Origin of the sequence: Pseudoalteromonas sp. Isolate6 (assembly GCF_022398435.1) — a bacterium.
GTDB classification, from domain to species: Bacteria; Pseudomonadota; Gammaproteobacteria; order Enterobacterales; family Alteromonadaceae; genus Pseudoalteromonas; species Pseudoalteromonas galatheae.
This window is the reverse complement of record NZ_JAKEVK010000061.1, coordinates 1-22,975: the sequence shown is the minus strand read 5'-3', so window position 1 is coordinate 22,975 and position 22,975 is coordinate 1. Positions and strand designations below refer to the sequence as shown.

The 22,975-nt window shown below is 43.1% G+C and carries 21 protein-coding genes; 17 read left to right on the top strand and 4 right to left on the bottom strand.

The window, feature by feature from the left end; translation table 11 throughout:
• Nucleotides 1-27 precede the first annotated feature (27 nt).
• The 3 genes from imuA to L1D50_RS10790 are packed head-to-tail and all read left to right on the top strand — an operon-like array spanning nucleotide 28 to nucleotide 5,191.
• A complete protein-coding gene (gene imuA / locus L1D50_RS10800) occupies nucleotides 28-714 on the top strand; it encodes a translesion DNA synthesis-associated protein ImuA (RefSeq protein ID WP_138523793.1) in 687 nt (228 codons plus the stop codon).
• A 2-nt stretch (nucleotides 715-716) separates the two neighbouring features.
• Nucleotides 717-2,114: a DNA polymerase Y family protein gene (locus L1D50_RS10795; protein WP_128726880.1), complete on the top strand. Its 1,398-nt coding sequence runs from the start codon at nucleotides 717-719 to the stop codon at nucleotides 2,112-2,114.
• Nucleotides 2,114-5,191: an error-prone DNA polymerase gene (locus L1D50_RS10790; protein ID WP_239966031.1), complete on the top strand. Its 3,078-nt coding sequence runs from the start codon at nucleotides 2,114-2,116 to the stop codon at nucleotides 5,189-5,191. The genes L1D50_RS10795 and L1D50_RS10790 overlap by 1 nt, the downstream gene beginning before the upstream one ends.
• A gap of 119 nt (nucleotides 5,192-5,310) precedes the next feature.
• Here the strand turns inward: L1D50_RS10790 and L1D50_RS10785 are convergent, their stop codons facing one another.
• On the bottom strand, nucleotides 5,311-5,781 hold the full coding sequence (locus L1D50_RS10785; RefSeq protein ID WP_128726878.1) for a hypothetical protein: 471 nt from the start codon (nucleotides 5,779-5,781) through the stop codon (nucleotides 5,311-5,313).
• A 92-nt stretch (nucleotides 5,782-5,873) separates the two neighbouring features.
• Between L1D50_RS10785 and L1D50_RS10780 the strand changes: the two genes are divergently transcribed.
• On the top strand, nucleotides 5,874-6,257 hold the full coding sequence (locus tag L1D50_RS10780) for a response regulator (protein WP_128726877.1): 384 nt from the start codon (nucleotides 5,874-5,876) through the stop codon (nucleotides 6,255-6,257).
• Between the two features lie 93 nt (nucleotides 6,258-6,350).
• Here the strand turns inward: L1D50_RS10780 and rpsT are convergent, their stop codons facing one another.
• Nucleotides 6,351-6,611: a 30S ribosomal protein S20 gene (gene rpsT, locus L1D50_RS10775; protein WP_010370978.1), complete on the bottom strand. Its 261-nt coding sequence runs from the start codon at nucleotides 6,609-6,611 to the stop codon at nucleotides 6,351-6,353.
• Nucleotides 6,612-7,040: 429 nt separating this feature from the next.
• On the opposite strand from rpsT, the gene murJ reads away from it, so the two are divergent.
• From murJ to L1D50_RS10710, 13 genes are all read left to right on the top strand, one after another.
• On the top strand, nucleotides 7,041-8,603 hold the full coding sequence (gene murJ / locus L1D50_RS10770) for a murein biosynthesis integral membrane protein MurJ (protein WP_138523797.1): 1,563 nt from the start codon (nucleotides 7,041-7,043) through the stop codon (nucleotides 8,601-8,603).
• A gap of 67 nt (nucleotides 8,604-8,670) precedes the next feature.
• Nucleotides 8,671-9,597 carry a bifunctional riboflavin kinase/FAD synthetase gene (gene ribF / locus L1D50_RS10765; RefSeq protein ID WP_128726875.1) on the top strand — a complete coding sequence of 309 codons (927 nt, stop codon included), beginning with the start codon at nucleotides 8,671-8,673 and terminating at the stop codon, nucleotides 9,595-9,597.
• Between the two features lie 21 nt (nucleotides 9,598-9,618).
• Entirely contained in the window at nucleotides 9,619-12,447 is a 2,829-nt protein-coding gene (gene ileS / locus L1D50_RS10760; RefSeq protein ID WP_138523799.1) for an isoleucine--tRNA ligase, read from the top strand.
• A gap of 9 nt (nucleotides 12,448-12,456) precedes the next feature.
• Nucleotides 12,457-12,960 (top strand): signal peptidase II, encoded by a 504-nt coding sequence (lspA, locus tag L1D50_RS10755; protein WP_039496949.1) that lies wholly within the window; start codon nucleotides 12,457-12,459, stop codon nucleotides 12,958-12,960.
• Nucleotides 12,957-13,397 (top strand): FKBP-type peptidyl-prolyl cis-trans isomerase, encoded by a 441-nt coding sequence (gene fkpB / locus L1D50_RS10750; RefSeq protein WP_128726873.1) that lies wholly within the window; start codon nucleotides 12,957-12,959, stop codon nucleotides 13,395-13,397. The genes lspA and fkpB overlap by 4 nt, the downstream gene beginning before the upstream one ends.
• Nucleotides 13,397-14,326 carry a 4-hydroxy-3-methylbut-2-enyl diphosphate reductase gene (ispH, locus tag L1D50_RS10745; RefSeq protein WP_128726872.1) on the top strand — a complete coding sequence of 310 codons (930 nt, stop codon included), beginning with the start codon at nucleotides 13,397-13,399 and terminating at the stop codon, nucleotides 14,324-14,326. The genes fkpB and ispH overlap by 1 nt, the downstream gene beginning before the upstream one ends.
• Nucleotides 14,327-14,339: 13 nt before the next feature.
• On the top strand, nucleotides 14,340-15,344 hold the full coding sequence (locus tag L1D50_RS10740) for a histidine kinase (protein ID WP_128726871.1): 1,005 nt from the start codon (nucleotides 14,340-14,342) through the stop codon (nucleotides 15,342-15,344).
• A complete protein-coding gene (locus L1D50_RS10735; RefSeq protein ID WP_128726870.1) occupies nucleotides 15,341-16,027 on the top strand; it encodes a LytTR family DNA-binding domain-containing protein in 687 nt (228 codons plus the stop codon). Before L1D50_RS10740 ends, L1D50_RS10735 begins: the two co-directional genes overlap by 4 nt.
• A gap of 117 nt (nucleotides 16,028-16,144) precedes the next feature.
• Nucleotides 16,145-16,702, top strand: coding sequence for a type IV pilus modification protein PilV (gene pilV, locus L1D50_RS10730; protein ID WP_128726869.1), 558 nt, complete (start codon nucleotides 16,145-16,147; stop codon nucleotides 16,700-16,702).
• Nucleotides 16,699-17,706: a PilW family protein gene (locus L1D50_RS10725; protein WP_128726868.1), complete on the top strand. Its 1,008-nt coding sequence runs from the start codon at nucleotides 16,699-16,701 to the stop codon at nucleotides 17,704-17,706. The genes pilV and L1D50_RS10725 overlap by 4 nt, the downstream gene beginning before the upstream one ends.
• Nucleotides 17,694-18,155 carry a pilus assembly protein PilX gene (locus L1D50_RS10720; protein WP_128726867.1) on the top strand — a complete coding sequence of 154 codons (462 nt, stop codon included), beginning with the start codon at nucleotides 17,694-17,696 and terminating at the stop codon, nucleotides 18,153-18,155. The genes L1D50_RS10725 and L1D50_RS10720 overlap by 13 nt, the downstream gene beginning before the upstream one ends.
• 22 nt (nucleotides 18,156-18,177) lie before the next feature.
• A complete protein-coding gene (locus L1D50_RS10715) occupies nucleotides 18,178-21,312 on the top strand; it encodes a PilC/PilY family type IV pilus protein (protein WP_128726866.1) in 3,135 nt (1,044 codons plus the stop codon).
• Nucleotides 21,299-21,736 (top strand): type IV pilin protein, encoded by a 438-nt coding sequence (locus tag L1D50_RS10710; protein WP_128726865.1) that lies wholly within the window; start codon nucleotides 21,299-21,301, stop codon nucleotides 21,734-21,736. Before L1D50_RS10715 ends, L1D50_RS10710 begins: the two co-directional genes overlap by 14 nt.
• Before the next feature lie 62 nt (nucleotides 21,737-21,798).
• Here L1D50_RS10710 and L1D50_RS10705 read toward each other — a convergent pair whose 3' ends face one another.
• A complete protein-coding gene (locus tag L1D50_RS10705) occupies nucleotides 21,799-22,305 on the bottom strand; it encodes a GspH/FimT family pseudopilin (RefSeq protein WP_235956563.1) in 507 nt (168 codons plus the stop codon).
• 99 nt (nucleotides 22,306-22,404) lie between these two features.
• Nucleotides 22,405-22,975 (bottom strand): GspH/FimT family pseudopilin (locus L1D50_RS10700; RefSeq protein ID WP_239966030.1); only part of this gene is annotated, 571 nt, incomplete at its 5' end.

Here is a 22,975-nt window from a genome sequence, read left to right as displayed (position 1 = left end):
GTATATATAAACAGTATTTGGTGATGTATGGCGAATTATATAGATCTTCTTGAGCGTAAAAACTTGCTTTGGCGTGGACGTGGACAGGCCGCGCAGCATGATGTCGTCAGTACTCGCTTTGCTGCACTTGACGATTTACTGTGCGGTGGTTGGCCGCAACAAGGTGTGATTGGTGTGAAAACTGCAATGGGAATAGGAGAGTTAAGGTTGATATTGCCCCATTTTGTGGATGATAACCGTTTGAAGGTATTAATTAATCCTCCAGGACAAATACATGCCGCAGCATTGCATTATTTATCGTTAGATCTGAGTGAATTTATGATTGTACAGCCTCCAAGTGAAAAAGAAGCACTATGGGCTGCGGAGCAATGCGTAAAAAGTGGTGTGTGTAGTGCACTTGTACTTTGGCACGAAGCGCTTTCTATTGCTGCTGTAAAGCGTTTGCAGTTAGGTGCACAGGCGGGGAGTTGTAGGTTATTTGTTTTACATCAAGCACAGTACGCCCAGACTTTACCATTTACACTTTCAGTGGTTTTACAAGCACAGCACAGCAGCTTGGATGTGACAGTAAAGAAGCACAAGGGGCACTTTGCACATCGCAGTCTTAAACTAGAGAATCCCCATTATTGGCCAGAGCTTGAAAAGCCAAATCTACCTCATGTTAGCGATAATATAGTTGCACTTTCGGGCTATGAGCGGCGTTTAACGAGCTAGTTATGTGGTTATATCTCTATTTTCCTATGCTGCAACTAGAGGGAATGACGAAGCAAACGGTTTCCGGTGATTTTGTTACACCCGTTGTTATTATTGATGGCCGCAAAAACCAGATAGTGCAGTTAAATGATGCAGCGCAGCAGCGAGGTATAAAAATAGGAATGGGCCTTGGGACTGCTTGTGCATTGTGTACACAGCTTCATGTTTTGCCCTACGACGACTTGCTAGAAAGACAGCAGCTATTAGAAATTGCCAATATGCTTTATCAAGTAAGTGCAGATATTGTAATCGATGAACCTAATGGCCTTGTGCTTAAAGTCGATTCTATGCTTTCGCTCTATCATGATTTGCCAAGTTACTGGCAAGTAATATCTGGACAATTAGCGCAGCTTGGCAAGAGTTATTATTACGGCATGGGTGAGTCCACAATAATGGCTAAGCTCTTGGCGCGAGAGCGTTGCAATGTGCTTGTACTAACGCCTTGCCAAAAGCGTCATTACCTGAGGAAAATAGGACTAACACGTACAAGTCTAGACAGCCGGGTGATTGAGCTGCTTGCTCGCACCGGAGTTAAAAATGTGGCGCAGTTAGAGCAGTTTGCACTCAGTGAGCTGGCTAAGCGTTTTGATACTGAACTCGTACATTATGTAGGCTGCTTGTTTGGAAAACTAAAGGAAACCCTTAACTATTTCCAACCTGCGGAAACCTTTGAACTTACTGCACCTTTACTTTACGAAGTCGAAGTGATGGCTTGGTTAGAAAAGCCAATCGAACATTTGCTATCGCGTTTAGCGCTATTCCTACAGCAACGTAACTTGGTAACTCGAACGCTTTATTTTACCTTAGCACTTCGAGATAAAGAGGCTTTAGAGATCACATTAAACAGCGCAGAGCCTGAATATAAGGCGGCAAATTGGCAGCGCCTGTTAAACCTCAAGCTAGAATCCATAACCTTAGATGCGCCCGTACAAAGTGTTTCACTCAAAGTTGATGCTTTAGAAACGCAGCATGCCACAATAAAAGATCTTTTCTCAACGCAGCAAAGTGTGATGTCAGCGCAAGGACTGCGAGCTATTCTATGTGCCAAGCTCGGTGAGCAGGCAGTGCAAGGTTTACAGCTTACAGGCGATCCTCGTCCTGAAAAGGCCAGCACTTATAGCCATAAGCCCTGTTTCACGGCACTAGATAGTAAGTTAAGGCCCAACATTTTATTTCCGAAGCCACAGCCTTTATGTGAAAGAGTCAATATTATTTCTGGTCCAGAGCGCATCGCTTCGGGGTGGTGGGACGGTGAGCCGGTCCAGCGAGACTATTTTATTGTACAAAATGAACAAGCGCAGCGGTTATGGGTATTTCGAGAGCAAAATAATCATTGGTATATTCATGGAGTATTTAGCTAATGTCTTATGCCGAGCTTTTTTGCCAGAGCAACTTTTCGTTTTTGACTGGCGCATCGCGACCAGAAGAGTTGGTCAAACAGGCAGATTTTTTAGGTTATAGCGCCATAGCTATTACTGACGAATGCTCTTTGGCTGGCATTGTCCGTGCTCATGCTTATATTCGTGATCATAAGCTCAAGATAAAACTGATAGTTGGGAGCTTACTAAAGTACAACAATATTGAATTGGTCGCTCTTTGTCCTTGCCAGCTCGCTTATACAGAGTTATGTCGAGTGATCAGTAATGCTCGCCAGCGAACGGAAAAGGGACAATATCGGCTTAGTGAGTGGGATATTATGTCGCTTAAGCATGTTTTATTGTTGTGGTTGCCAAAGGGGAACAGTCAAGATGTTCAATCATTGCAATGGCTGTGTAAATACCACCAAAATAGAATATGGATTGGCTACCGACGTAACTTGAGTGCAGAAGATATACATTACTTTACCCATTGTGTAAAACTGTCAAAAGCGTACCAAATACCTATTTGCGCTGTTGGTGGGGTGCTTATGCACTGCTCGTCTAGACTTGCGCTACAGCATACTCTGACAGCTATTCGACAAAACCGTGTGATAAGCGAGATCCCTGAGAAAATGATAAGCAATAGCGAGTCGGCACTGAGATCTATCTCTAAGCTTAATAAGTTGTTTTCACCTACTTTTCTTGAAGAAAGTGCCAATATCGCGAAGCGATGTGTATTTAATTTGGACTCATTGCATTATCAATATCCTCAGGAGTTAGTGCCTAAAGGCTTTACTCCAATGGCTTATTTACGCGCGTTGGTTGAAAAGGGTAAACAAGTTCGCTTTCCTGATGGCGTGCCGCCAGATGTAGAAGCCATTATTGATAAAGAGCTAGCGCTTATTGAAGCGCTTGATTATCCGTTTTTCTTTATCACTATTCATGACATTGTGATGTATGCAAAACAGCATCAAATCTTATACCAAGGGCGAGGTTCAGCCGCTAACTCTGTGGTCTGCTACTGCTTAGAGATAACCGCAGTTGACCCTCGGCAAGTGGGCGTATTGTTCGAGCGTTTTATTAGTAAAGAGCGTAATGAGCCACCCGATATAGATGTAGATTTTGAACACCAACGTCGTGAAGAGGTGATCCAATATATCTACAAAAAATATGGTCGTAAGCGCGCAGCATTAGCAGCAACGGTGATCACGTATCGTTTAAAAAGTGCCATGCGTGATGTTGGCAAAGCCTTGGGCATTGAAGTGGCGCAAATAGAGTACTTTATTAAGCATCTCAACCGCCGTGATAAAGGGCTTAACTGGCAGGCCCAATTAGTGGAGCTAGGGTTAGAGCCAAACTCATTAAAAGGTCAGCACTTTATTCAGTTGGTTAATGACATTATGGGGTTTCCAAGGCATTTATCGCAGCATGTTGGTGGTTTTGTTATCTCAGAAAGTCCATTACATGAATTAGTGCCCGTAGAAAATGCAGCTATGCCAGAGCGCACCATTATTCAATGGGATAATGATGACCTTGAAACCCTTAAGTTACTCAAAGTCGATATCTTGGCCTTGGGTATGCTAAGCGCTATTCGTAAGTGCTTTGGTTATATTGCAGCGCATACCAAGCGAAACCTAGATCTTGCCCAATTGACTCGTATGCAAGACGACCCTTTGGTCTATAAGATGTTGCAAAAAGGGGATAGTGTTGGCGTGTTTCAAGTAGAGTCTCGCGCACAAATGAGTATGTTGCCAAGGCTGAAACCCGCTAATTACTACGACTTAGTGATCCAAATAGCAATTGTACGTCCCGGCCCTATTCAAGGTGATATGGTGCATCCATTTTTAAAGCGACGGGATGGTGAAGAGCAAGTGACTTATCCATCCGAAGCGGTTAAATCGGTATTAGAGAGGACCATGGGGGTTCCCATTTTCCAAGAACAAGTAATAAAACTGGCTATGGTTGCAGCTGGGTTCACTGGAGGAGAAGCTGATAGCCTGCGCCGAGCCATGGCATCATGGAAGAAAACCGGAGAGCTGATGCAGTTTAGAGAAAAGCTTATTCGAGGTATGCTGGCCCGGGGCTATGAAGCACAATTTGCTGAGCGGATTTTTGAGCAGATCTGCGGCTTTGGTGAATATGGTTTCCCTGAAAGCCACTCCGCTTCTTTTGCTGTGCTGGCTTATGCTTCTGCGTGGTTGAAATACTACTACCCAGCAATGTTTTATACTGCGTTACTCAATAGCTTGCCAATGGGGTTCTATTCGGCTTCACAGCTGTTGCAAGATGCATCAAGGCATGAGGTTAGTATTTTACCTATTTGTGTTAACCAGTCCGATTACGAGCACCAAGTCGTAAAAATACCAAGACAAGCATCGTTTGCGATCCGTTTAGGGCTTAGGCTTATAAAAGGGTTAAGTGAAACTGAAGCTCTACAATTATTACAGTGCAGACCTCAAGAGGGGTTCGCTAATATCGTGCAGTTACAGCAAGCTGGCATTACCAATAGCACTATTGAAAAGCTGATTTCTGCGGATGCTTTACATCACTTCGTGGATAGCCGTTATGCTGCTAGATGGTCACTTGCGGATCAAAGTAAAGCATTGCCACTATTCAGCGATATTGAAGAGAAAGAGTCGCAATATAGCCACTTTAACGCCACAGAGTTTGAAAACCTACAGGAAGATTATAATAGCACTAAAGTTTCCTTACGCACTCACCCAATCAAGCAACTTGAGCAAGCAAAGCTTATAGACCGAACGGTTAAGGCCAATCAACTGCTTTATCGACCGCATAAATCGTTAGTCACAGTGATAGGGCTGGTGACAGGAAAGCAAGCCCCGGGTACCGCAAAAGGCGTGACCTTTTTTACTTTGGAAGACGAAACAGGCAACATCAATGTGATTGTGTGGTCTGGTACTGCTCGAGCGCAGAAGCAAGCCTATATGGGCGCACAGTTATTAGAAGTAAAAGGTATAGTCGAGAAGGAAGGGGAAGTGGTACATGTTATTGCTGGTAGACTAATCGATAGAAGTGAACTTTTAGAGACGATGACAGTTAAAGCTCGAGCCTTTCATTAATTGTTTTTTAGTGATTTTTTGTGGCTTAAAGCAGAGAAATGTTGTTTTCGTAAATGCGCTCTAGATTCTTATAAAGCTAAAGCCCCAATAAAGAGGCGCTTTTGTCGCTTTTCCTCACTTTAGCCTTGGAGCAACTTCATCATGGCTGCTATAAAACCTTCTTGCTTGATTATTTGGTACTTTTGGCACGAGTCTGGGTTTTTCAAATCGTGGCATAGATATAATGTATTACGCTCAAGCGCAGGCTTTGGGTGTAAGTTTGAGTCAAATAGCACAGGATCAATACCAGGAAGGCCAGACCAATATACACTACTAGCCACAAGACCTAATTTCTCGTAAGTAATCAGTTGTGGTTTTGGCAAGGCAATGAATAGTATTCCAACGACTGCAAGTGTTATCCACTTACTCTTTCCCTTAGGTTTATCATTATCTATAGTGGTTTGTGTTTGCTGCGCTTGTGCGGTTTGTTGAGCTTTGATTGCCGCTATTTGTTGCGGTGAAGATCGGCGGTTTTTAGTTGTACTAGTTCGTTTTTTTTGATTGGACTGTACTTGACCTAAAAGCGATTGTTTTTTTGATGGTTTTGCCATGCTTTAAGTAGCCTTTTAGTTGCAGGTCTCTATAATGCTTCTATGCTAAGTATAATAGCCTATTTTTATATTACAGCCTACGGGAAAGGACTATGGATCAAAGTATCTCTATTTTAATCGTTGATGATGTAGGGACAGTTCGCAGCTTTTTACATCAAACCTTGATGCATTTGGGCATTGATCATGTTCGAGAAGCCTCAACAGCAACACAATGCGTAAAGTCATGTGAAGAGCAGCATTTTGACATTGTCTTTTTGGATATTGAACTGCCAGATGGTGACGGTAAAGAGTTGATCGCAACACTCAATGAAATTAACCCGAGTGTTAATGTCGTTATGGTTTCAGCTCACTCCACAGTGGATAATGTAAAAGATGCGATTGAGCGTGGTGCAAAAGGGTTTGTCGTAAAGCCATTCTCACCAAAGAAAATCGCGGCTATGTTGAAAAAGTTTTACCCAGATTTAGAATTGGCATAAGACACCAACGGTTTTATTTTTTGATACCAAGGTGCATAAATTACAGATATAAAAAAACCGACTTGACGTCGGTTTTTTCAATCCAGCAACAAATTAAAGTGCTTTGATCTTAGCAACTAAACGGCTCTTATGACGAGCAGCTTTGTTTTTGTGGATTAGACCTTTAGTTGCGTAACGGTCTAGGATAGGTGCAGCAACAGCGAATGCTTGAGTTGCAGCTTCTTTATCACCAGCTTCAATTGCAGCGATTACTTTTTTGAAGTATGTACGCATCATTGAACGACGGCTTGCGTTGTGCTTACGACGCTTTTCGCTAGTGATAGCGCGTTTTTTTGCAGACTTGATGTTAGCCAAGGTTTGCTCCTAACAATCTTAAAATAAGCTTAATTTAAAGGCCGAGGAATATGCCTGTTTTAATCGCAAAAGTCAATATAAATTAACAAGCGCGGCCTAATGTTCAACACCCAAGGCTTGACTTGGGCTATTCTCAATTCTTAACCTGCACAAATTAAATAACGCTGCGATGCGACGCTCTTACTTTTATTGCAGGCAAGTAAACCCGTAATATCCCAAGTTGCACTAATAATTTGAAAAGCGTAGCTTCACAAAGTGCCTTGAAAATCTCAGGTCTGAACCAAAGTAAACAGTCTAATTTCACTAGGTGAAACAGGCCTACCAAGGTTAATGGCGCGTATTGTATCAAAGCTGACAAGGCACGCCTAGTGCTAAATGCACAACGACTGTGGCATAATCTGCCGCGATTCACTGAATTTAGGAGTTAAGGTGGCAAAAGGGTTATTTAAATCGGGTATGATTGTCAGTGCCATGACTATGATTTCGCGGGTTTTGGGCCTCATTCGAGATGCTGTAGTTGCAAATCTGTTGGGCGCTGGACTGGCTGCTGATGTATTTTTATTCGCCAACCGGATCCCTAATTTTTTACGTAGACTATTTGCTGAAGGCGCGTTTGCTCAGGCATTTGTACCTGTTCTTTCAGAAATTAAAGAAAAGCATGGCGATGATAAAGTAAGGTTATTTGTTGCACAAGCCGCTGGCACGCTTGGTACAGTGCTCTTTATCATCACCATTTTGGGGGTCGTCGGTTCGCCTGTCATTGCGGCGTTATTCGGTACAAGTTGGTTCATAGACTGGTGGCAAGGTGGTGCAGATGCCGAAAAGTTTGTGCTTGCCAGTGCACTATTAAAACTCACCTTTCCCTATTTATTCTTTGTTTCTCTAGTGGCTCTAAGTGGCGCTGTACTAAATGTTTATAATCGTTTTGCTGCCGCAGCTTTTACTCCTGTATTATTGAACGTTGCGATTATTCTTTGCGCTATTTTCCTTCATGATAAATTTGAGCAGGGTGCATATGCATTGGCGTTAGGGGTATTTATTGGGGGAATGGTTCAACTACTATTCCAAATACCGTTTTTACTGCGTTTAAAGGTGCTAAGTCGCCCCCGCTTTGCCTGGCGTAGCCCTGAAGTAACCAAAGTCAGAACCTTGATGATCCCAGCATTATTTGGTGTTTCTGTTAGCCAAATTAACTTACTACTGGACACCGTCATTGCCTCTTTTCTCGTGACGGGATCGATTGCTTGGCTTTATTATTCAGACAGATTAATTGAATTTCCACTCGGTCTATTTGGAATTGGTATTGCGACCGTGATACTGCCTGCACTTTCTAAACTACACGCAGGAGAAAAAAGTGAAGACTTTCAGAAAACACTAGATTGGGGTGTCCGTTTTGTCATCTTTTTGGGGTTACCTGCAATGCTAGGACTGATGGTGACAAGCCCACTTATCATTTCAGTATTATTTGGCCATGGTGAGTTTGTTTCTCAAAATGCAGACAATATAAATAAGGTAAGTTTAGGAGTAGCCGCATATTCCGTTGGCTTACTAAGCTTTATGTTGATTAAAGTACTGGCACCGGGCTTTTACGCTAGACAAGATACCAAAACGCCTGTTCGTATTGGTATTATTACCATGGCACTCAACATGGTTTTCAATCTTATCTTAGCGCCTTTTATTGGTTATCTAGGCCTTGCATTGGCAACTTCATTATCAGCGTCTTGTAATGCGTTTTTACTTTATCGTCAGCTGTCACATCAAGGTGTGTATCAGCTAAGCGCATTTTCTCTTGGTTTTACTGCCAAATGCTTTGTTTCAGCGGTCGTGATGGCTGTATGCGTATACTTTCTCGGTGCCCGCTTTGAATGGCTAGAGTGGGGACTAATGGAGCAGGTACTATTACTTTGCGGATTATTGGCGGCCGCAATGGTGAGCTATTTTAGTTTACTATTTATACTAGGGGTAAGATTGAGCACAATCCGAGATGCTTGATTCGCATTTTTAAGCAACTTGGGTATAATCGGGCTCTTTGATATTTGCTGCACAAAGGCACGGCACTATGCAACTAATCCGAGGGATCCATAATATTCGACCACATCATTTTGGTTGTGTGTTGACGATTGGAAACTTTGACGGGGTTCATCTTGGACATGTAGAGGTTTTGAAGGGGCTGATTAGCGACGCAAAACACTATCAACTTCCAAGTACAGTGATGTTATTTGAGCCGCAGCCCTTGGAGTTTTTTGCCAAAGATAAAGCACCGGCTAGGCTGACGAGATTACGTGATAAACTAGTCCTGTTACAAGAGCTTGGTATAGAGCGAGTCATTTGCGTCAACTTTAATCGCAAATTTGCCTCGCAAGATGCAGAACAATTTATCAAAGAAGTCCTAGTGGCAAAGCTTGGAACCAAGGCGCTCACGGTCGGCGATGACTTTCGTTTTGGTCGTGAACGTGCTGGTGATTTTGCAATGCTAAAGCAAGTAGGCGAACCGCTAGGTATGCAAGTAAAAGACACGGCAAGTTTTCGCAAGCAAGATTGTCGTGTGAGTAGCACGTTGATCCGCACGGCGCTGGCGGCTGGTGATTTGCGTCAAGCACATGATATGTTGGGCCATACTTATGCCATTTCAGGCCGTGTTATTCACGGTTGGAAGAAAGGCAGAGAGCTTGGTTTCCACACTGCAAATATCGCGTTAAAGCGCCAAGTGAGCCCTGTGCGCGGTGTGTATGCGGTCAAAGCGACTGTGAATCACAAAACACATTATGGCGTAGCGAATGTTGGCACTAAGCCAACGCTAAACGGAACGAAAGCCCTTTTAGAGGTGCATCTGTTTAATTTTAATGAGACCATCTACGGTCAGTTTATGAAAGTGGAGCTAATTAAAAAGCTTCGCGATGAGCAAAAATTCGAAACATTGTCGCAGTTAACAGAACAAATCAGTCGTGATGTTAGCAATGCAAAACAGTGTTTTTCTTTAACGTAGCCGATACGGAAAGTAGGATAAATGAGCGACTACAAACATACTTTAAATCTACCGGAAACTGAGTTTCCGATGCGTGGTAATTTGGCGCAACGCGAACCAAAGATGCTGAAAAAATGGTATGAAGAAGACCTATACGGTCAAATTCGCATTGCGAAAAAAGGTAAAAAGCCATTTATTTTGCATGACGGTCCTCCGTATGCAAATGGTGATATTCACCTAGGTCACTCAGTAAACAAAATCCTAAAAGATATTATTATCAAGTCAAAAACGCTTTCTGATTTTGATGCGCCTTACGTACCTGGTTGGGACTGTCATGGTCTTCCAATTGAGCTACAGGTAGAAAAGAAAGTAGGCAAACCAGGTAAGAAAGTATCGGCTGCTGAATTCCGTGAAAAGTGTCGCGACTACGCTAAAAAGCAAGTTGATGGCCAAAAAACAGATTTCAAACGCCTTGGTGTGTTAGGTGACTGGGATAAGCCTTACCTAACCATGAACTTTGATTTTGAAGCCAATGCTATTCGTGTGCTTGGCCGTATTATCAAAAATGGTCACCTGCACAAAGGTGCAAAGCCAGTTCACTGGTGTACGGATTGTGGTTCAGCGCTTGCAGAAGCAGAAGTTGAATATCAAGACAAACAATCACCTGCAATTGACGTAAAATTTGTGTTTGCTGATCAAGCGGCAATCATAAGTGCATTTGGTTTGGCAGAAGGCCATGAAGGAAAAGGCGAAGTAAGTACCGCAATTTGGACTACAACACCTTGGACACTACCTGCAAACCGCGCTGTGGCAGTACATGGTGCACTAGAGTATGCGCTGGTACAAATCGAAGATGAAGGTCAAGAACAGCGTATTGTGCTTGGTTCTGAATTAGTCAAAGACGCTGTTGATCGTTTTGGATTCAAGCACTTCCACGTATTAGGTTACGCGAAAGGCGCTGCGCTTGAGAATCTGCGCGTTGCACACCCATTCTTAGATTTCGATGTGCCTGTTATCTTAGGTGAACACGTAACAACGGACTCAGGTACTGGTATCGTTCATACAGCACCTGGTCACGGTCAAGAAGACTTTACCGCAGGTCAGGCTTACGGTCTAGAGGTTGCGAACCCTGTTGGTGCAAATGGCGTTTATCTACCTGATACGCCGATTTTTGCAGGCCAACACGTATTTAAAGCAAATGATAGCATCATTGAGTTATTAACTGAGAAAGGCGTGTTATTCCGCCATAAGGCACTAACGCATAGTTATCCACATTGCTGGCGTCACAAAACTCCGATTATTTTCCGTGCGACGCCGCAATGGTTCGTCAGCATGGATCAGGCTAACCTTCGTGCTGATTCACTAAATGAGATCAAAAAGACTGAATGGTTACCAGAGTGGGGTGAAAGCCGCATTGCAAACATGGTTGAAGGTCGCCCTGACTGGTGTATTTCACGCCAGCGAACTTGGGGTGTACCAATCGCATTATTTGTCGATAAAGACACAGGTAGCTTGCACCCTGAAACGGAAGCCTTAATTGAAGCCGTTGCTAAATTAGTGGAAGAAAAGGGTATTCAAGCATGGTACGACTTAGAGCCAAGCGCGCTACTAAGTGAAGCAGATGCTCAACAATACGTAAAAGTACGAGATACGTTAGACGTATGGTTTGACTCAGGCGTAACGCATGCGTGTGTTGTTGATGCACGCGAAGAATTAACAGGCCCTGCAGATCTTTACCTTGAAGGCTCGGATCAGCACCGTGGTTGGTTTATGTCGTCAATGATGACTTCAGTTGCTATCAATGGTCACGCGCCTTATAAGCAAGTGTTAACGCACGGCTTCACGGTCGATGAAAAAGGCCACAAGATGTCTAAGTCATTAGGTAACGTGATCTCGCCGCAAGACATCATGAACAAGCTAGGTGCAGATATTTTACGCTTATGGGTAGCTTCCACTGATTATACGGCCGAAATGACCGTGTCTGATGAAATCTTTAAGCGTTCAGCAGACCGTTATCGTCGTATTCGTAACACAAGTCGTTACCTACTTGCGAACCTAAGTGGCTTTGATCCAAAAACGGATTTAGTAGCAATTGAAGATATGGTTGAGCTAGATCGCTGGATTGTAGCGCGTGCCGCACAGCTACAAACTGAGATCAAAACAGCGTACGATAAGTATCAAATGCTTCAAGTAACACAAAAGCTCATGAATTTCTGTACAGGTGAATTGGGCTCGTTCTATCTAGACGTGATTAAAGACCGCCAGTACACCGCGAAAAGTGATAGCCATGCGCGTCGTTCTTGCCAATCTGCGCTTTATCATATCGCCGAAGCTATGACGCGTTGGATGGCGCCAATTATGAGCTTTACTGCACAAGAAATCTGGGAAGTATTACCAGGTGAGCGCGGCCAGTTTGTATTCACGGACACTTGGTATGATGCAATTGAAGGGGCGACAGAAGGCTCGTTGAATAATGCTTACTGGCAGAACTTACTTGCGGTACGTGATGAAGTGAACCGTGTACTAGAGAATGCACGTAAAGAAGAAGTGATCGGTGCAACGCTACAGGCAGAAGTAACGCTATACACAGGCAGTGACTTAGCTGAGCAACTCAGTGCTATTGGTGACGAATTACGCTTTGTTTTACTGACTTCGAAAGCAACTGTAGAAGTGGTAAACAGCAAGCCAGAAAATGCAATCTCATCAGAAATTGATGGTTTGTTTATTAGTGTAGCGGCAACATCAGCTAAGAAGTGTGATCGTTGTTGGCATTATACCGACGACGTAGGTACAGACGAGCAACACCCAGACATCTGTGGCCGTTGTATTAGTAACGTTGAAGGTGATGGCGAGCAGCGTCAATTTGCCTAGGAGTAAAACGTGACACAAACTACACAGAAAAGTGGTCTGGTGTGGTTGTGGCTTAGTCTACTGCTTTTTGCAGTAGACTACTTCACCAAAGCACTGGTTATGGCTGAAATGGAACTCTACGAATCCATTGATATTTTGCCAATATTCAACCTTACTTACATGCATAACTATGGTGCAGCGTTTAGCTTTTTAAGTGAAGCGGGCGGTTGGCAACGGTACTTTTTAAGTGGTATTGCCGTGGCGATTAGTACTTTGCTGATCTTCTGGTTACGTAAATTGCCAGCATCTAATTGGAAACTAGGATTAGCCTATGCGATGGTACTAGGTGGCGCCGTAGGGAATTTATATGACCGTATCATTCATGGTTATGTTATTGATTTTCTACATTTTTATTATCAGGATTGGCATTATCCAGCCTTTAATGTTGCAGATATGGCGATTGTTGGCGGTGCTGCACTATTAATTTTTGATGCCTTTACCAGTGGCGATAAACCACAGGAGAAAAATGCGTGAGTGAGCAACTAATTGGAGCAAAATCTGAAGTATTGTTCCACTTTTCAATCAAGTTATCAGACGGTTCAGCAGCAGATTCCACCAAGGTTCATAATAAACCCGCAAAGCTATTCATGGGTGATGGCAGCCTGACGGAAAATTTTGAAAAGTGTTTGCTTGGGTTAAAAGCAGGCGATGAGAAATCTTTTGAGCTAGAGCCAGAAGACGCGTTCGGACAACCAAATCCTGACAACATTTACTATGTTGATAGAAGCAAGTTTGGCGCAGAAACCCCCGCTCAAGTGGGCAGCATTATTGCATTTACGCAACCTGATGGTACTGACTTGCCTGGATTGATACGAGAGGTGGCCGGTGATTCGGTAACGGTTGATTTCAACCACCCACTTGCGGGTCAAAAAATAACATTTGAAGTGGAAATTCTTGAGGTAAATAACTAATGGAAATCTTGCTGGCAAACCCGAGAGGATTCTGTGCAGGCGTAGATAGAGCGATTAGTATTGTTGAGCGTGCACTCGATATTTTTGAGGCGCCTATTTATGTTCGTCACGAAGTGGTTCATAACAAATATGTTGTTGATGGTTTGAAATCTCGTGGTGCGGTGTTCGTTGAAGAGCTAAATGAAGTACCAGACGACAGCATTGTTATTTTCAGTGCACATGGTGTTTCTCAGCAAGTACGTAATGAAGCAAAGCGTCGGGAATTGAAGGTTTTCGATGCAACCTGTCCATTAGTAACAAAAGTACATATGGAAGTGACGCGTGCTAGTCGCAGAGGCACTGAATGTATTTTAATCGGGCACCACGGTCATCCAGAGGTTGAGGGTACCATGGGTCAGTATGACAATCCGAACGGTGGTATTTACTTAGTTGAAAAGCCCGAGGATGTAGTGACACTCGAAGTTAAAAATGCAGACAATGTATTCTATTGCAGTCAAACAACGTTATCGGTAGATGACACTGCGGATGTAATTGATGCGCTGCGCAATAAGTTCCCAAATATTAGCGGTCCACGAAAAGATGATATCTGTTATGCTACGCAAAACCGTCAAGATGCGGTTCGTGACTTAGCGGATAAAGTGGAACTACTGCTCGTAGTTGGTGCTAAAAATAGTTCTAATTCTAACCGCTTAAGAGAACTTGCGGATAAAATGGGAACTAAGGCATTTCTCATCGATGATGCCTCTTCCATCGAAGAAGCTTGGTTCGATGAGGTTGCAAAGGTTGGTGTAACTGCGGGCGCATCAGCACCTGAAGTGCTGGTTCAGCAGGTTATCTCACGGCTTAAAGAACTTGGTGGGGAAACGGTAGTTGAGAACCCTGGACAAGAAGAAAATGTCGTGTTTGCCGTACCAGTAGAACTCAGATAAGAGAGTTAGCACGATGACACCGCGTATCAGGTTGTTGTCTGCACTATTGAGTGAGCGAGGTGTGCTAGCATTGCTGGTTGCCTCGCAAATCCTAGCCTTTTTATATACGCTGATTTCCGCGACAGCGTTTTGGCAATCTCTCGGGTTAACTAGCTTATTCATTCATTTCACTGCCTTTTTATCACTAGCCGTCATAGCGATTGTTCGCCACGCTGTTGAAAAGCGTTCGGATCTCGTAGAAGCTGGAATTCTCATCTTAGTCTTTGTGTTTTGCACTGGCGTAACGAGCACGGCTGTTCCCTATGGTTTTGCACTATTGGGTTGGGTTGATGAGGCAAAAGTTGAATTGAATTTGTGGCGTAATATCGCAATATGCCTTTGTATTATCACTCTCTTTGCACATTTTTTAGCTATTTTTACCGATAATATTCGTAAGGTGAAAGCGCTATCCCAAGCGGAACTTGAAGCGTTACGTGCGAGAATTCGGCCGCACTTTTTATATAACTCACTCAATACTGTGGCCGAATTGGCTCATATTGATGCAAATGCAGCAGAAAAATCAGCATTAGCCCTTGCCGATTTATCACGCGCTGCGATGTCTACACAAAATACTGTTCCGCTGGAAAGTGAAATATCTTTATGTAAAGCATATTTAGCACTTGAGAAGTGGCGCTTCGCAGAGCGTTTGAGGGTAGAATGGGAGTTAGACAATGTCTTGGGAAATGTTTTGATCCCTGCGTTGATATTACAGCCATTGGTGGAGAACGCGGTTAGCCACGGAGTAGAGCCAAATCCAAACGGAGCAGATATTCGTATTCATATTCACCGTAGTCAACGCACCTTAACGGTGGTAATTTTTAACAGCTATGACGCTAAATTAAAGCCGACGCACCAAGGGCATGGCATTGGGATAAGTAATATCAGGCGCCGCTTGGCTTTACACTACAATCAATCCATTGATTTTAAAACTGAAGCCAGTCAAGATAGCTATACCGTCAGTTTTTCGCTACCGCTATGAAGACATTAATATCTTATCTTATTGTGGACGATGAGCCGTTGGCAAGAGCGCGCGTTAAACGGCTAATGCAAAAGCATAGAGGCTTTCGCTGTATCGGTGAAGCTGATTGCGCAGATAGTGTGGAAGCGCTATTAAAACAGGAGCCTGTGCAGCTTATTTTTCTTGATATTTCAATGCCGGGTCAGTCAGGTGTTGAACTCGCGAGCCAATTACGCTTGCAATTTCCGAGGATGAAAATCGTGTTTCTAACGGCGCATCCGGAATATGCGTTAGAAGCATTTGAACTGCACGCTAATGGCTATCTAGTGAAGCCACTAGATAGTGATAAGCTAGATGCTTTATTGACTACTATCTTTCCGAGTATGGAGACGCTCAGCTATTACGTTGGCAGTGAGTTGCGTCACGTTCAGGTTTCGGATGTGATTGTTGCCGAGGCGGATGAAAAGTATACGCGAGTAACATTGAATTCTGGCCTACAAGCACTCATTGACATGTCACTCAAGTCACTGTTAGATAAGTTCCCGACACATTTTATTCAAATCCATCGCCGCACATTAGTTAAACGAACGGAAATCTCCGCGTTAGAGTTGCATGAACAAAAACACTATGTGTGCCTCGAGTCACTCCCCAATCGCTATGAAGTTAGCCGTAGAGCTTACACCCAACTAAAAACATTGTTTTGAGTGTTAAGCGGTGAATAAACCGCTTATCGCCTCAAAAGACCTTTCATACTATCTCGTATTGAGTTTCAAAGACGACTGCTTAAACTGAAGCTAGGATAATTGAATTTTGGTTGAGATATGCATATTTCGCTAAAGCAACAGGGCTTCACATTGTTAGAAGTGCTTATTGCGTTTATGATTTTGAGCTTTGGGTTGCTTGGTGCTGTGGCATTACAAGCAAAAGCTAAACAAGCAAGTTTTGATTCAATGCAGCGAGCCGCGGCGGTCGAACTTGCCAGCGACATCATGCACAGAATAAGAACAAATGATGCGGCAAATATAGCTACACTCTACAACATCAACTTTAATAGCACAGAAGACGTCCAAGAAAACACCACGTGTTATTCTCAGCGCTGCAATGCCGCAACGCTTGCGAGAACAGATATTGCTAATTGGCGCCAAGCTATAAGAGCAAGGGAGAATACAGGTTCGCTGGATAACGCGGTTGTTTGTATTAACCCTACTCAAGTTGCCGGTGATACATCAGGGGTAAATGTACAGGTCATCGTCACTTGGCGAGGTCGTCAAGCCATGACAGCCCTTGCGAATAATCCCGCAGGAAGTTGTGGCACGGTTGATGATAGGCGTAGAGCAGTAGTTATGGATACGTTTGTCTTAATTAGGAGTGAGCCATGAAGAGGGTGTTAGGGTTTACTTTATTAGAAATAATGATCGCTATGTTTATTGGCGTATTGTTACTGGGCGGTGTTATAGCAACATACGTAGGTATGAAGGCGACCACCAATGACACGATGCAAATTGGAGAATTACAAGAGAAGGGTCGCCTGGCTCTATCAATAATGCGCCGTGATATTGAGCAAGTCGGCTTTTGGGGGACTTTTTATGAAAAAGCGTTTTCCCCTAATAATCAAGTCGCGCCTGCAAACCCTGGCAATGATTGTTCAGGAGGAATTAACAATGGAAGTTTTCCCAATAACCAACCCGCAAACTTTCGTCCAATTTGGGCAACCTTCACTACTAATTCGACAGCACTTGGATGTATTACCAGAGCGAAACCAGAGTCAGAAGTTTTACAGGTAAAATTTTTAGAAGGGAGTCCTGTAGATGTAACGGGTCTTGTGCCAGATGCAGGTGCTATCCAATCAACCAGGTATTATTTTATTGCACAGCAAGAGCAAGCTGAATTTATCGCGGGGGGTAATGTCGGGAATATGCCAAGTGTTAATGCAACACTTTGGCCATATAGTCACCATGTATATTATGTAAGTGAAGAGCAACAAGTCATTAATAATCGCACTATTACTATCCCAGTCCTAAGAAGGCAAAGGTTACATGTTAATGGTGGTATGACAGACGAGCTGGTGATCGAAGGCGTTGAACAAATTCGTTTTATTTTTGGCTTAGACACCAATTTTGATGGTCGTGTTGATAGGTATAGAAATACAGCAACTATGTCTGATGCTGATTGGGGTGCCACAAGAGGCATATTATCTCTACAGTTGTTCGTATTGGTAAGAGTATTGGAACCAGATGTTGATTTTGGGGTGCAGTCGCGATCGTATGTATTAGGGAATGACCCTAATAGGAGAACGGTTACTTATAACGACGCTATCAGACGTACTGTATTTTCAACCACAATATCAATGTACAACATGGGAGGCTCGGCATGGGAAATGTAAAACAACGAGGTGTGGTACTGATCATGGCGATGGTCATGGTAGTTGCAATAATGGCAGTTGCAGTGACATTGATGAGCACCAGCACATTGGATATTAAAATGACACATGCGGTGATGGAACGAGAAGAAGCTGAGAGTTTACTGTTTGGTGAAATGCAAAGACTAATAAGACAAGAGCAGCGAGCCGCTAATAGTGTATTTTTACGCTCACGACAGCAGCTAGCTAACGATGGGACAACCGTTCAAACGCCGAATGGCTTACAAGCCACTGTAACCAACCTAAATAATGGAGAGTTAGAGTTGTTTTGTCCTCGTCAATATGACTATACCGAAGGGTTCGTTTGCAACATGACCGAAGTCCGAGCTACTGTGGGGTATGGCGATAGAGGACGTCATAACGTCACCATTGTGATGGGTATTGGTCAGGAAATTGTGAGCGTTTCGAATTAACAGCCTTTTTCGAGTAACTGATATGAATAAGTTAATATACACGATAGTTGCATTAATGGCGCTATTACAAACCGCTCAAGCAGAAGACATTGAGCTTTATGTTAAACACAATGTTTCTACTCGCGAGCAACCTCGGGTGCTGATGCTATTTGATACATCAGGCAGTATGGCGTGGGATTCTCAAAATGGTAAGGCGTGTTACGAACGTTACTCATATTACACGTGGAAGGGCTGGCGTAGGGTCAAAAGGAATGGGTATCGATCGTCTGATTGTTTTCAAGGTAATAAGTGTTATCAAAAAAACCAATTTGGGAATTATGTTCAGGGCTGTGCTGATAGCCGCCTAAAGGTAGCACAAAATGCGATGCGTAAACTGGTGAATGATAACGCAGATATCCAGTTTGGCTTATCTCGTCTGTATTCTTCAAGTGGCGGTTATATATTAAATGGTATTGGTAGTAGCCGTAACGACATCGTAAATAAAATAAATGCATTACCTGCTTCTGGTTCAACGCCTTTGTCGGAAACCCTATGGGAGTTGTATAATTACCTCAAAGGTGGAGGCGTTTACTGGGGAGAAAATGGTGGAAATGATAGAGATAAAAGCATAGAAAGTCGTGGTAATTATATCTCCGCGTTTACTCCTGCTCGTGGCGCGGAGGAGCGCTGCGATACCTCTATTAATTTAATCTTAATGACAGATGGAGATCCAACCAGTGACACCAGCTCCAACAACAGCATAGTGAATGAATATTTCTCAGTCTACGGTGCATACCCCAATTACTTTGATATAAATGAAGGCTCTGGTGTCACTAAAAATTATTTACCCGCATTAGCTAAAACAATGCGCGGTACGTCTCAAGTAAAAGTTGACTTATACCCTTCTACGCCTGATGAACACGACTTTGCACGTGTTTTTACAATCGGTTTTGGTAACGGTATGTCTGGTACAGGCAAGGACCTGCTGAAGGAAACCGCGGCGCAAGGTGGTGGGCAATATCTTCATGCTAATACTGCGGACGAGTTGTCAGACGTACTCAAAACCACCATTACCAATATCAGAAATGTAAGTGCAAGTTTTAGCTCACCAACGGTGTCTGCCAATGCCGAAGACCAAACCCAAACCGGTGATGCACTTTATTACACACAGTTTAAACCGGAAACACATACGCGTTGGCGTGGCAACCTGAAAAAGCTAAAGTTTGTGGGTACAGAAATAGTAGGTCAGGAGCGAACCAAAGCGATAGATAACAAGGGTGTTATTGATAGCAACATCACGACGTATTGGTCGCAAGCGGACTCAAAAGATGGCAATAATATAGAAAAGGGCGGAGTTAACTATGCCCTTGAAAATCAGATCACTAGAAAAGTCCTGTCTGATTTTGGTGGCAGTGATTTAGTTGACTTCACTTATAATAACGCCGAAAGTGCCTATGGTAATTTAACTAAGCTTGCCGCTGCAATGGAATTAAGTGGTGCAAGTAAAAGTGAGATACAAAATATTTTTAATTGGGCGATAGGCCAAGATGTTGATGATGAAGATGGTGATGGCTTACGCTCTGAAAGAAGACCAGACATCTTTGCTGATCCCCTACATTCAAAACCCGCAACAATTGACTATGGCAACGGCGATATCCGTGTGCTCATTGGCACCAATGCAGGTATGCTTCACATGTTTAAAGACCACGGAAATAGCGTAAGTGAAAGCTGGGCATTTATCCCTGGCTCTTTATTACCTATTTTGAATCCGGTAAAAACACGTAAAGCAGAAACTAAACTGTATGGTCTAGATGGGCCTATTACTGTGTACTTTCACGATGTGAATAAAAATCGCAAAGTGGAATCGGGAGACAAAGTCTGGGCATTTGTAGGGATGCGCCGTGGCGGCAATAAATACTATGGTTTTGATATTACCAATCCGGATTCGCCTAAACTATTGTGGGGTGCGCCTATTTCCGGGGATTCAAACAAATTTAAGAATTTAGGACAAACGTGGTCTAAGCCTGTAGTGACTTTCATTGAAAAGCAAAAGGATAGACCGGTATTGGTTTTTGCAGCAGGATATAATACCAATAAAGACAATGTTTCACGTAGCGATGATAATGATAAAGGCGTAGGAATTTACATGGTTGATATCATGTCAAACAATGCTGATATCGTCTGGTCGCTTACTGGAGATGCGTTTAAAGGTAAGCACAGTATTGTTGCGGAGCCAACGTTAACGGACTCAGACTATGATGGCTATATTGACCGAATTTACCTAGCGGATACCGCGGGGAGTATCTGGAGAATTGATATACCCGGCCCAAACCCATCTGATAGTACTGAGCCTTGGACTCATTTCGAATTGGCGCGTTTGGGGAATAGCTCTGCTAATGAAGATAGGCGCTTCTTCTATCGTCCAACTGTTGCCCGTACCTTTTATAGTAAAGTAACAGAGACCAGATATAATGGGAATTTAATTAAAGAGCGCAGAGATACACCGTTTGATGCAATCGTTATCGGCAGTGGTAATCGCTCTAAGCCAACAGACTCAAGCGTGAATGACTATCTTTTCATGATTAGGGACATACACACGAAAACACAGTCTTTTGTAAGTGATATTCCAGACCCTATACTAGTTTCTGATTTAATGGAAATGAAGAGTGATCCGTTCGGAAATGCTGTAGATGATATTGATGACTTTGTTGAACTAGAAGTAGAACTGGCTAAGTTTAATGGCTGGAAGTATCAGTTATCAGGAGGTGAAAAATCACTATCTGGTGCTACTGTAATTGGAGGAGTTGCTTACTTCACTTCATTTACACCTGCAGATCAGACTACCCAACAATGCACGTTAACGGGTGGTAAAGGGCAGCTGTACATGTTCCACTTACATTATGGCACAGGGAAAACCTACGTGACTTCACAGGATCTACCGGATACACCAACTCTAGTTGTACGTAAAGACGAAAATGGTAAACGAATTCCTTTTATTGCTGGCCCTGGAATTATAGCTGATGATAGTAATCCATTTGTGCCGCCAGGAATACCGGGTGAACCAGTGCCAGTTGTCGGAGATAACGACAAGGTTATTATCTTTAAAGATAAAACTTCTGGGATCAGAACAAGGCAACTTTACATTTATAAGAGGGAAGATAGCGATGAGAAGAAATAGTATCCTAGGCAAAACAATGTCAGGCTTTACCCTGATTGAAGTAATGATAGTGGTAGTGATCATTGGTATCCTCTCTGCTGTTGCGTACCCTAACTACACTGAATATGTGAGACGAGGAGCAAGGGCTGATGCCATGACTTTGTTACTTGATGCTGCAAATAAGCAAGAGCAGTTTTTTGTGGACAATAGAGCGTATTCAAATAATCTTGCAAATATTGGTGTGCCGACAGCAACAGAAAATGGCTACTTCAATGTGACACTTGAAAACGTTACCGCAAATACCTTTACAATTGTTGCAACAGCTGCTGCAGGGCCAGTTCAAGGAGATCAACAGTGCCCAGCTTTAACTATTGATGAGCTTGGCGTTCGTGGTGTTACTGGGACCACGAATCAAGACGCTATAGATAGGTGTTGGGAACGTTAATTTTTTCGGGGAGTCGTTGGCTCCCCTTTGTATTAACATTACTTATCCAAACCTCAGATTATTTATTCTTGGCACTCATCTGTATCTTTTAGAGTGCTTCTCCCTGTGTAGCTAACTGACAACGACAATCCCATGGTAGAACTTGCGTTACAGTAGACAAAAGTACCGTTATAGAGTCCTGCGAGATGACCAAAGCGGCGAAATATAATAGCGTTTCTTGGGTAAGTGAGCTTGTCACCTGAGTCTATTGAGTCCACAACAGCTAATTTATAATCATCGTCTGAAAACTCACCTTGGGGGTGGTAATCAATAAAAACCGTTAACTGAGTGTGCCATTCTTTGCTGTCGCAGCGATTATTTTTCAGTGGGCATAAAGTGACGGTTGCACCGCTTGCAACAGCTTGAATGCGAGCCAAATTAATCGCTCGCCGCAGTGCTTCAAGTTTTATTTTTGGTTTATCAAACTGAAATAAAGCCGTAAGACTGGGAAGAGAAAATAAGCTGACGATGGTGATAATCGCCAAACACACTAAAGATTCCAGTAGGGAAAAACCCATATAGCGACGCATATCCTTTGCCTCGAATTACATTTTCTTTAAGCCTAGTTGTTTGTGTGTTAAAGGCAAGGTTGAAGCGAAGAGATATTTTACGCGTCAGTACTTTTGTGGCTATTCGCAGGATTCTGTCGTATCTCCACGATATAATGCTGTGCCAGCGGTTGAAACACTCAACTGCTGATTGTTGTCGTCACTGCCAGGACAATAGGTAAAATTGCCGGCGTTTGAACCACTTAAAAGTCCGCTTGAATCAAACCTTAGACGATTGTCACCAGAAAATACCATAGTGTCGTTATCGTCTACGACCTCCATAGTTCTATGGATAGTATCACCATTACTAAATGTGCCATTTTTATCACTATCAACAAACACGCTAATTCTGTTCGTTGCCCAATTATCTTGGCAAGTAAATGGACTCCTAGCTTGAATATTGGCTGGGGGAGCTGGGCAGAGAATGACAATTTCGTCTGCGGCGGTTGCCTTTACACGAGCAAATGCAATATTGCGCTGTAATTCTTGTAAGAAAGACTCTGCTCGGTTACGTTGCAGCAGGTTGCCATCAAAGCTAAATGAAATGGCCAAGACGATAGCCAATATAGCGATGGTTATCATTAGTTCTAGTAGGTTGAATCCCGCTGATTGTTTCATTACCGCCTCACAACCAAAAAGTAATAATTTATGA

What these genes read in the sequence shown, in the direction of transcription:
- imuA (WP_138523793.1), top strand. Translation starts at nt 28, where the DNA reads ATGGCGAATTATATAGATCTTCTTGAGCGTAAAAACTTGCTTTGGCGT.
- L1D50_RS10795 (WP_128726880.1), top strand. Translation starts at nt 717, where the DNA reads ATGTGGTTATATCTCTATTTTCCTATGCTGCAACTAGAGGGAATGACG.
- L1D50_RS10790 (WP_239966031.1), top strand. Translation starts at nt 2,114, where the DNA reads ATGTCTTATGCCGAGCTTTTTTGCCAGAGCAACTTTTCGTTTTTGACT.
- L1D50_RS10785 (WP_128726878.1), bottom strand. Translation starts at nt 5,781, where the DNA reads ATGGCAAAACCATCAAAAAAACAATCGCTTTTAGGTCAAGTACAGTCC.
- L1D50_RS10780 (WP_128726877.1), top strand. Translation starts at nt 5,874, where the DNA reads ATGGATCAAAGTATCTCTATTTTAATCGTTGATGATGTAGGGACAGTT.
- ribF (WP_128726875.1), top strand. Translation starts at nt 8,671, where the DNA reads ATGCAACTAATCCGAGGGATCCATAATATTCGACCACATCATTTTGGT.
- ileS (WP_138523799.1), top strand. Translation starts at nt 9,619, where the DNA reads ATGAGCGACTACAAACATACTTTAAATCTACCGGAAACTGAGTTTCCG.
- ispH (WP_128726872.1), top strand. Translation starts at nt 13,397, where the DNA reads ATGGAAATCTTGCTGGCAAACCCGAGAGGATTCTGTGCAGGCGTAGAT.
- L1D50_RS10740 (WP_128726871.1), top strand. Translation starts at nt 14,340, where the DNA reads ATGACACCGCGTATCAGGTTGTTGTCTGCACTATTGAGTGAGCGAGGT.
- L1D50_RS10735 (WP_128726870.1), top strand. Translation starts at nt 15,341, where the DNA reads ATGAAGACATTAATATCTTATCTTATTGTGGACGATGAGCCGTTGGCA.
- pilV (WP_128726869.1), top strand. Translation starts at nt 16,145, where the DNA reads ATGCATATTTCGCTAAAGCAACAGGGCTTCACATTGTTAGAAGTGCTT.
- L1D50_RS10725 (WP_128726868.1), top strand. Translation starts at nt 16,699, where the DNA reads ATGAAGAGGGTGTTAGGGTTTACTTTATTAGAAATAATGATCGCTATG.
- L1D50_RS10720 (WP_128726867.1), top strand. Translation starts at nt 17,694, where the DNA reads ATGGGAAATGTAAAACAACGAGGTGTGGTACTGATCATGGCGATGGTC.
- L1D50_RS10715 (WP_128726866.1), top strand. Translation starts at nt 18,178, where the DNA reads ATGAATAAGTTAATATACACGATAGTTGCATTAATGGCGCTATTACAA.
- L1D50_RS10710 (WP_128726865.1), top strand. Translation starts at nt 21,299, where the DNA reads ATGAGAAGAAATAGTATCCTAGGCAAAACAATGTCAGGCTTTACCCTG.
- L1D50_RS10705 (WP_235956563.1), bottom strand. Translation starts at nt 22,305, where the DNA reads ATGCGTCGCTATATGGGTTTTTCCCTACTGGAATCTTTAGTGTGTTTG.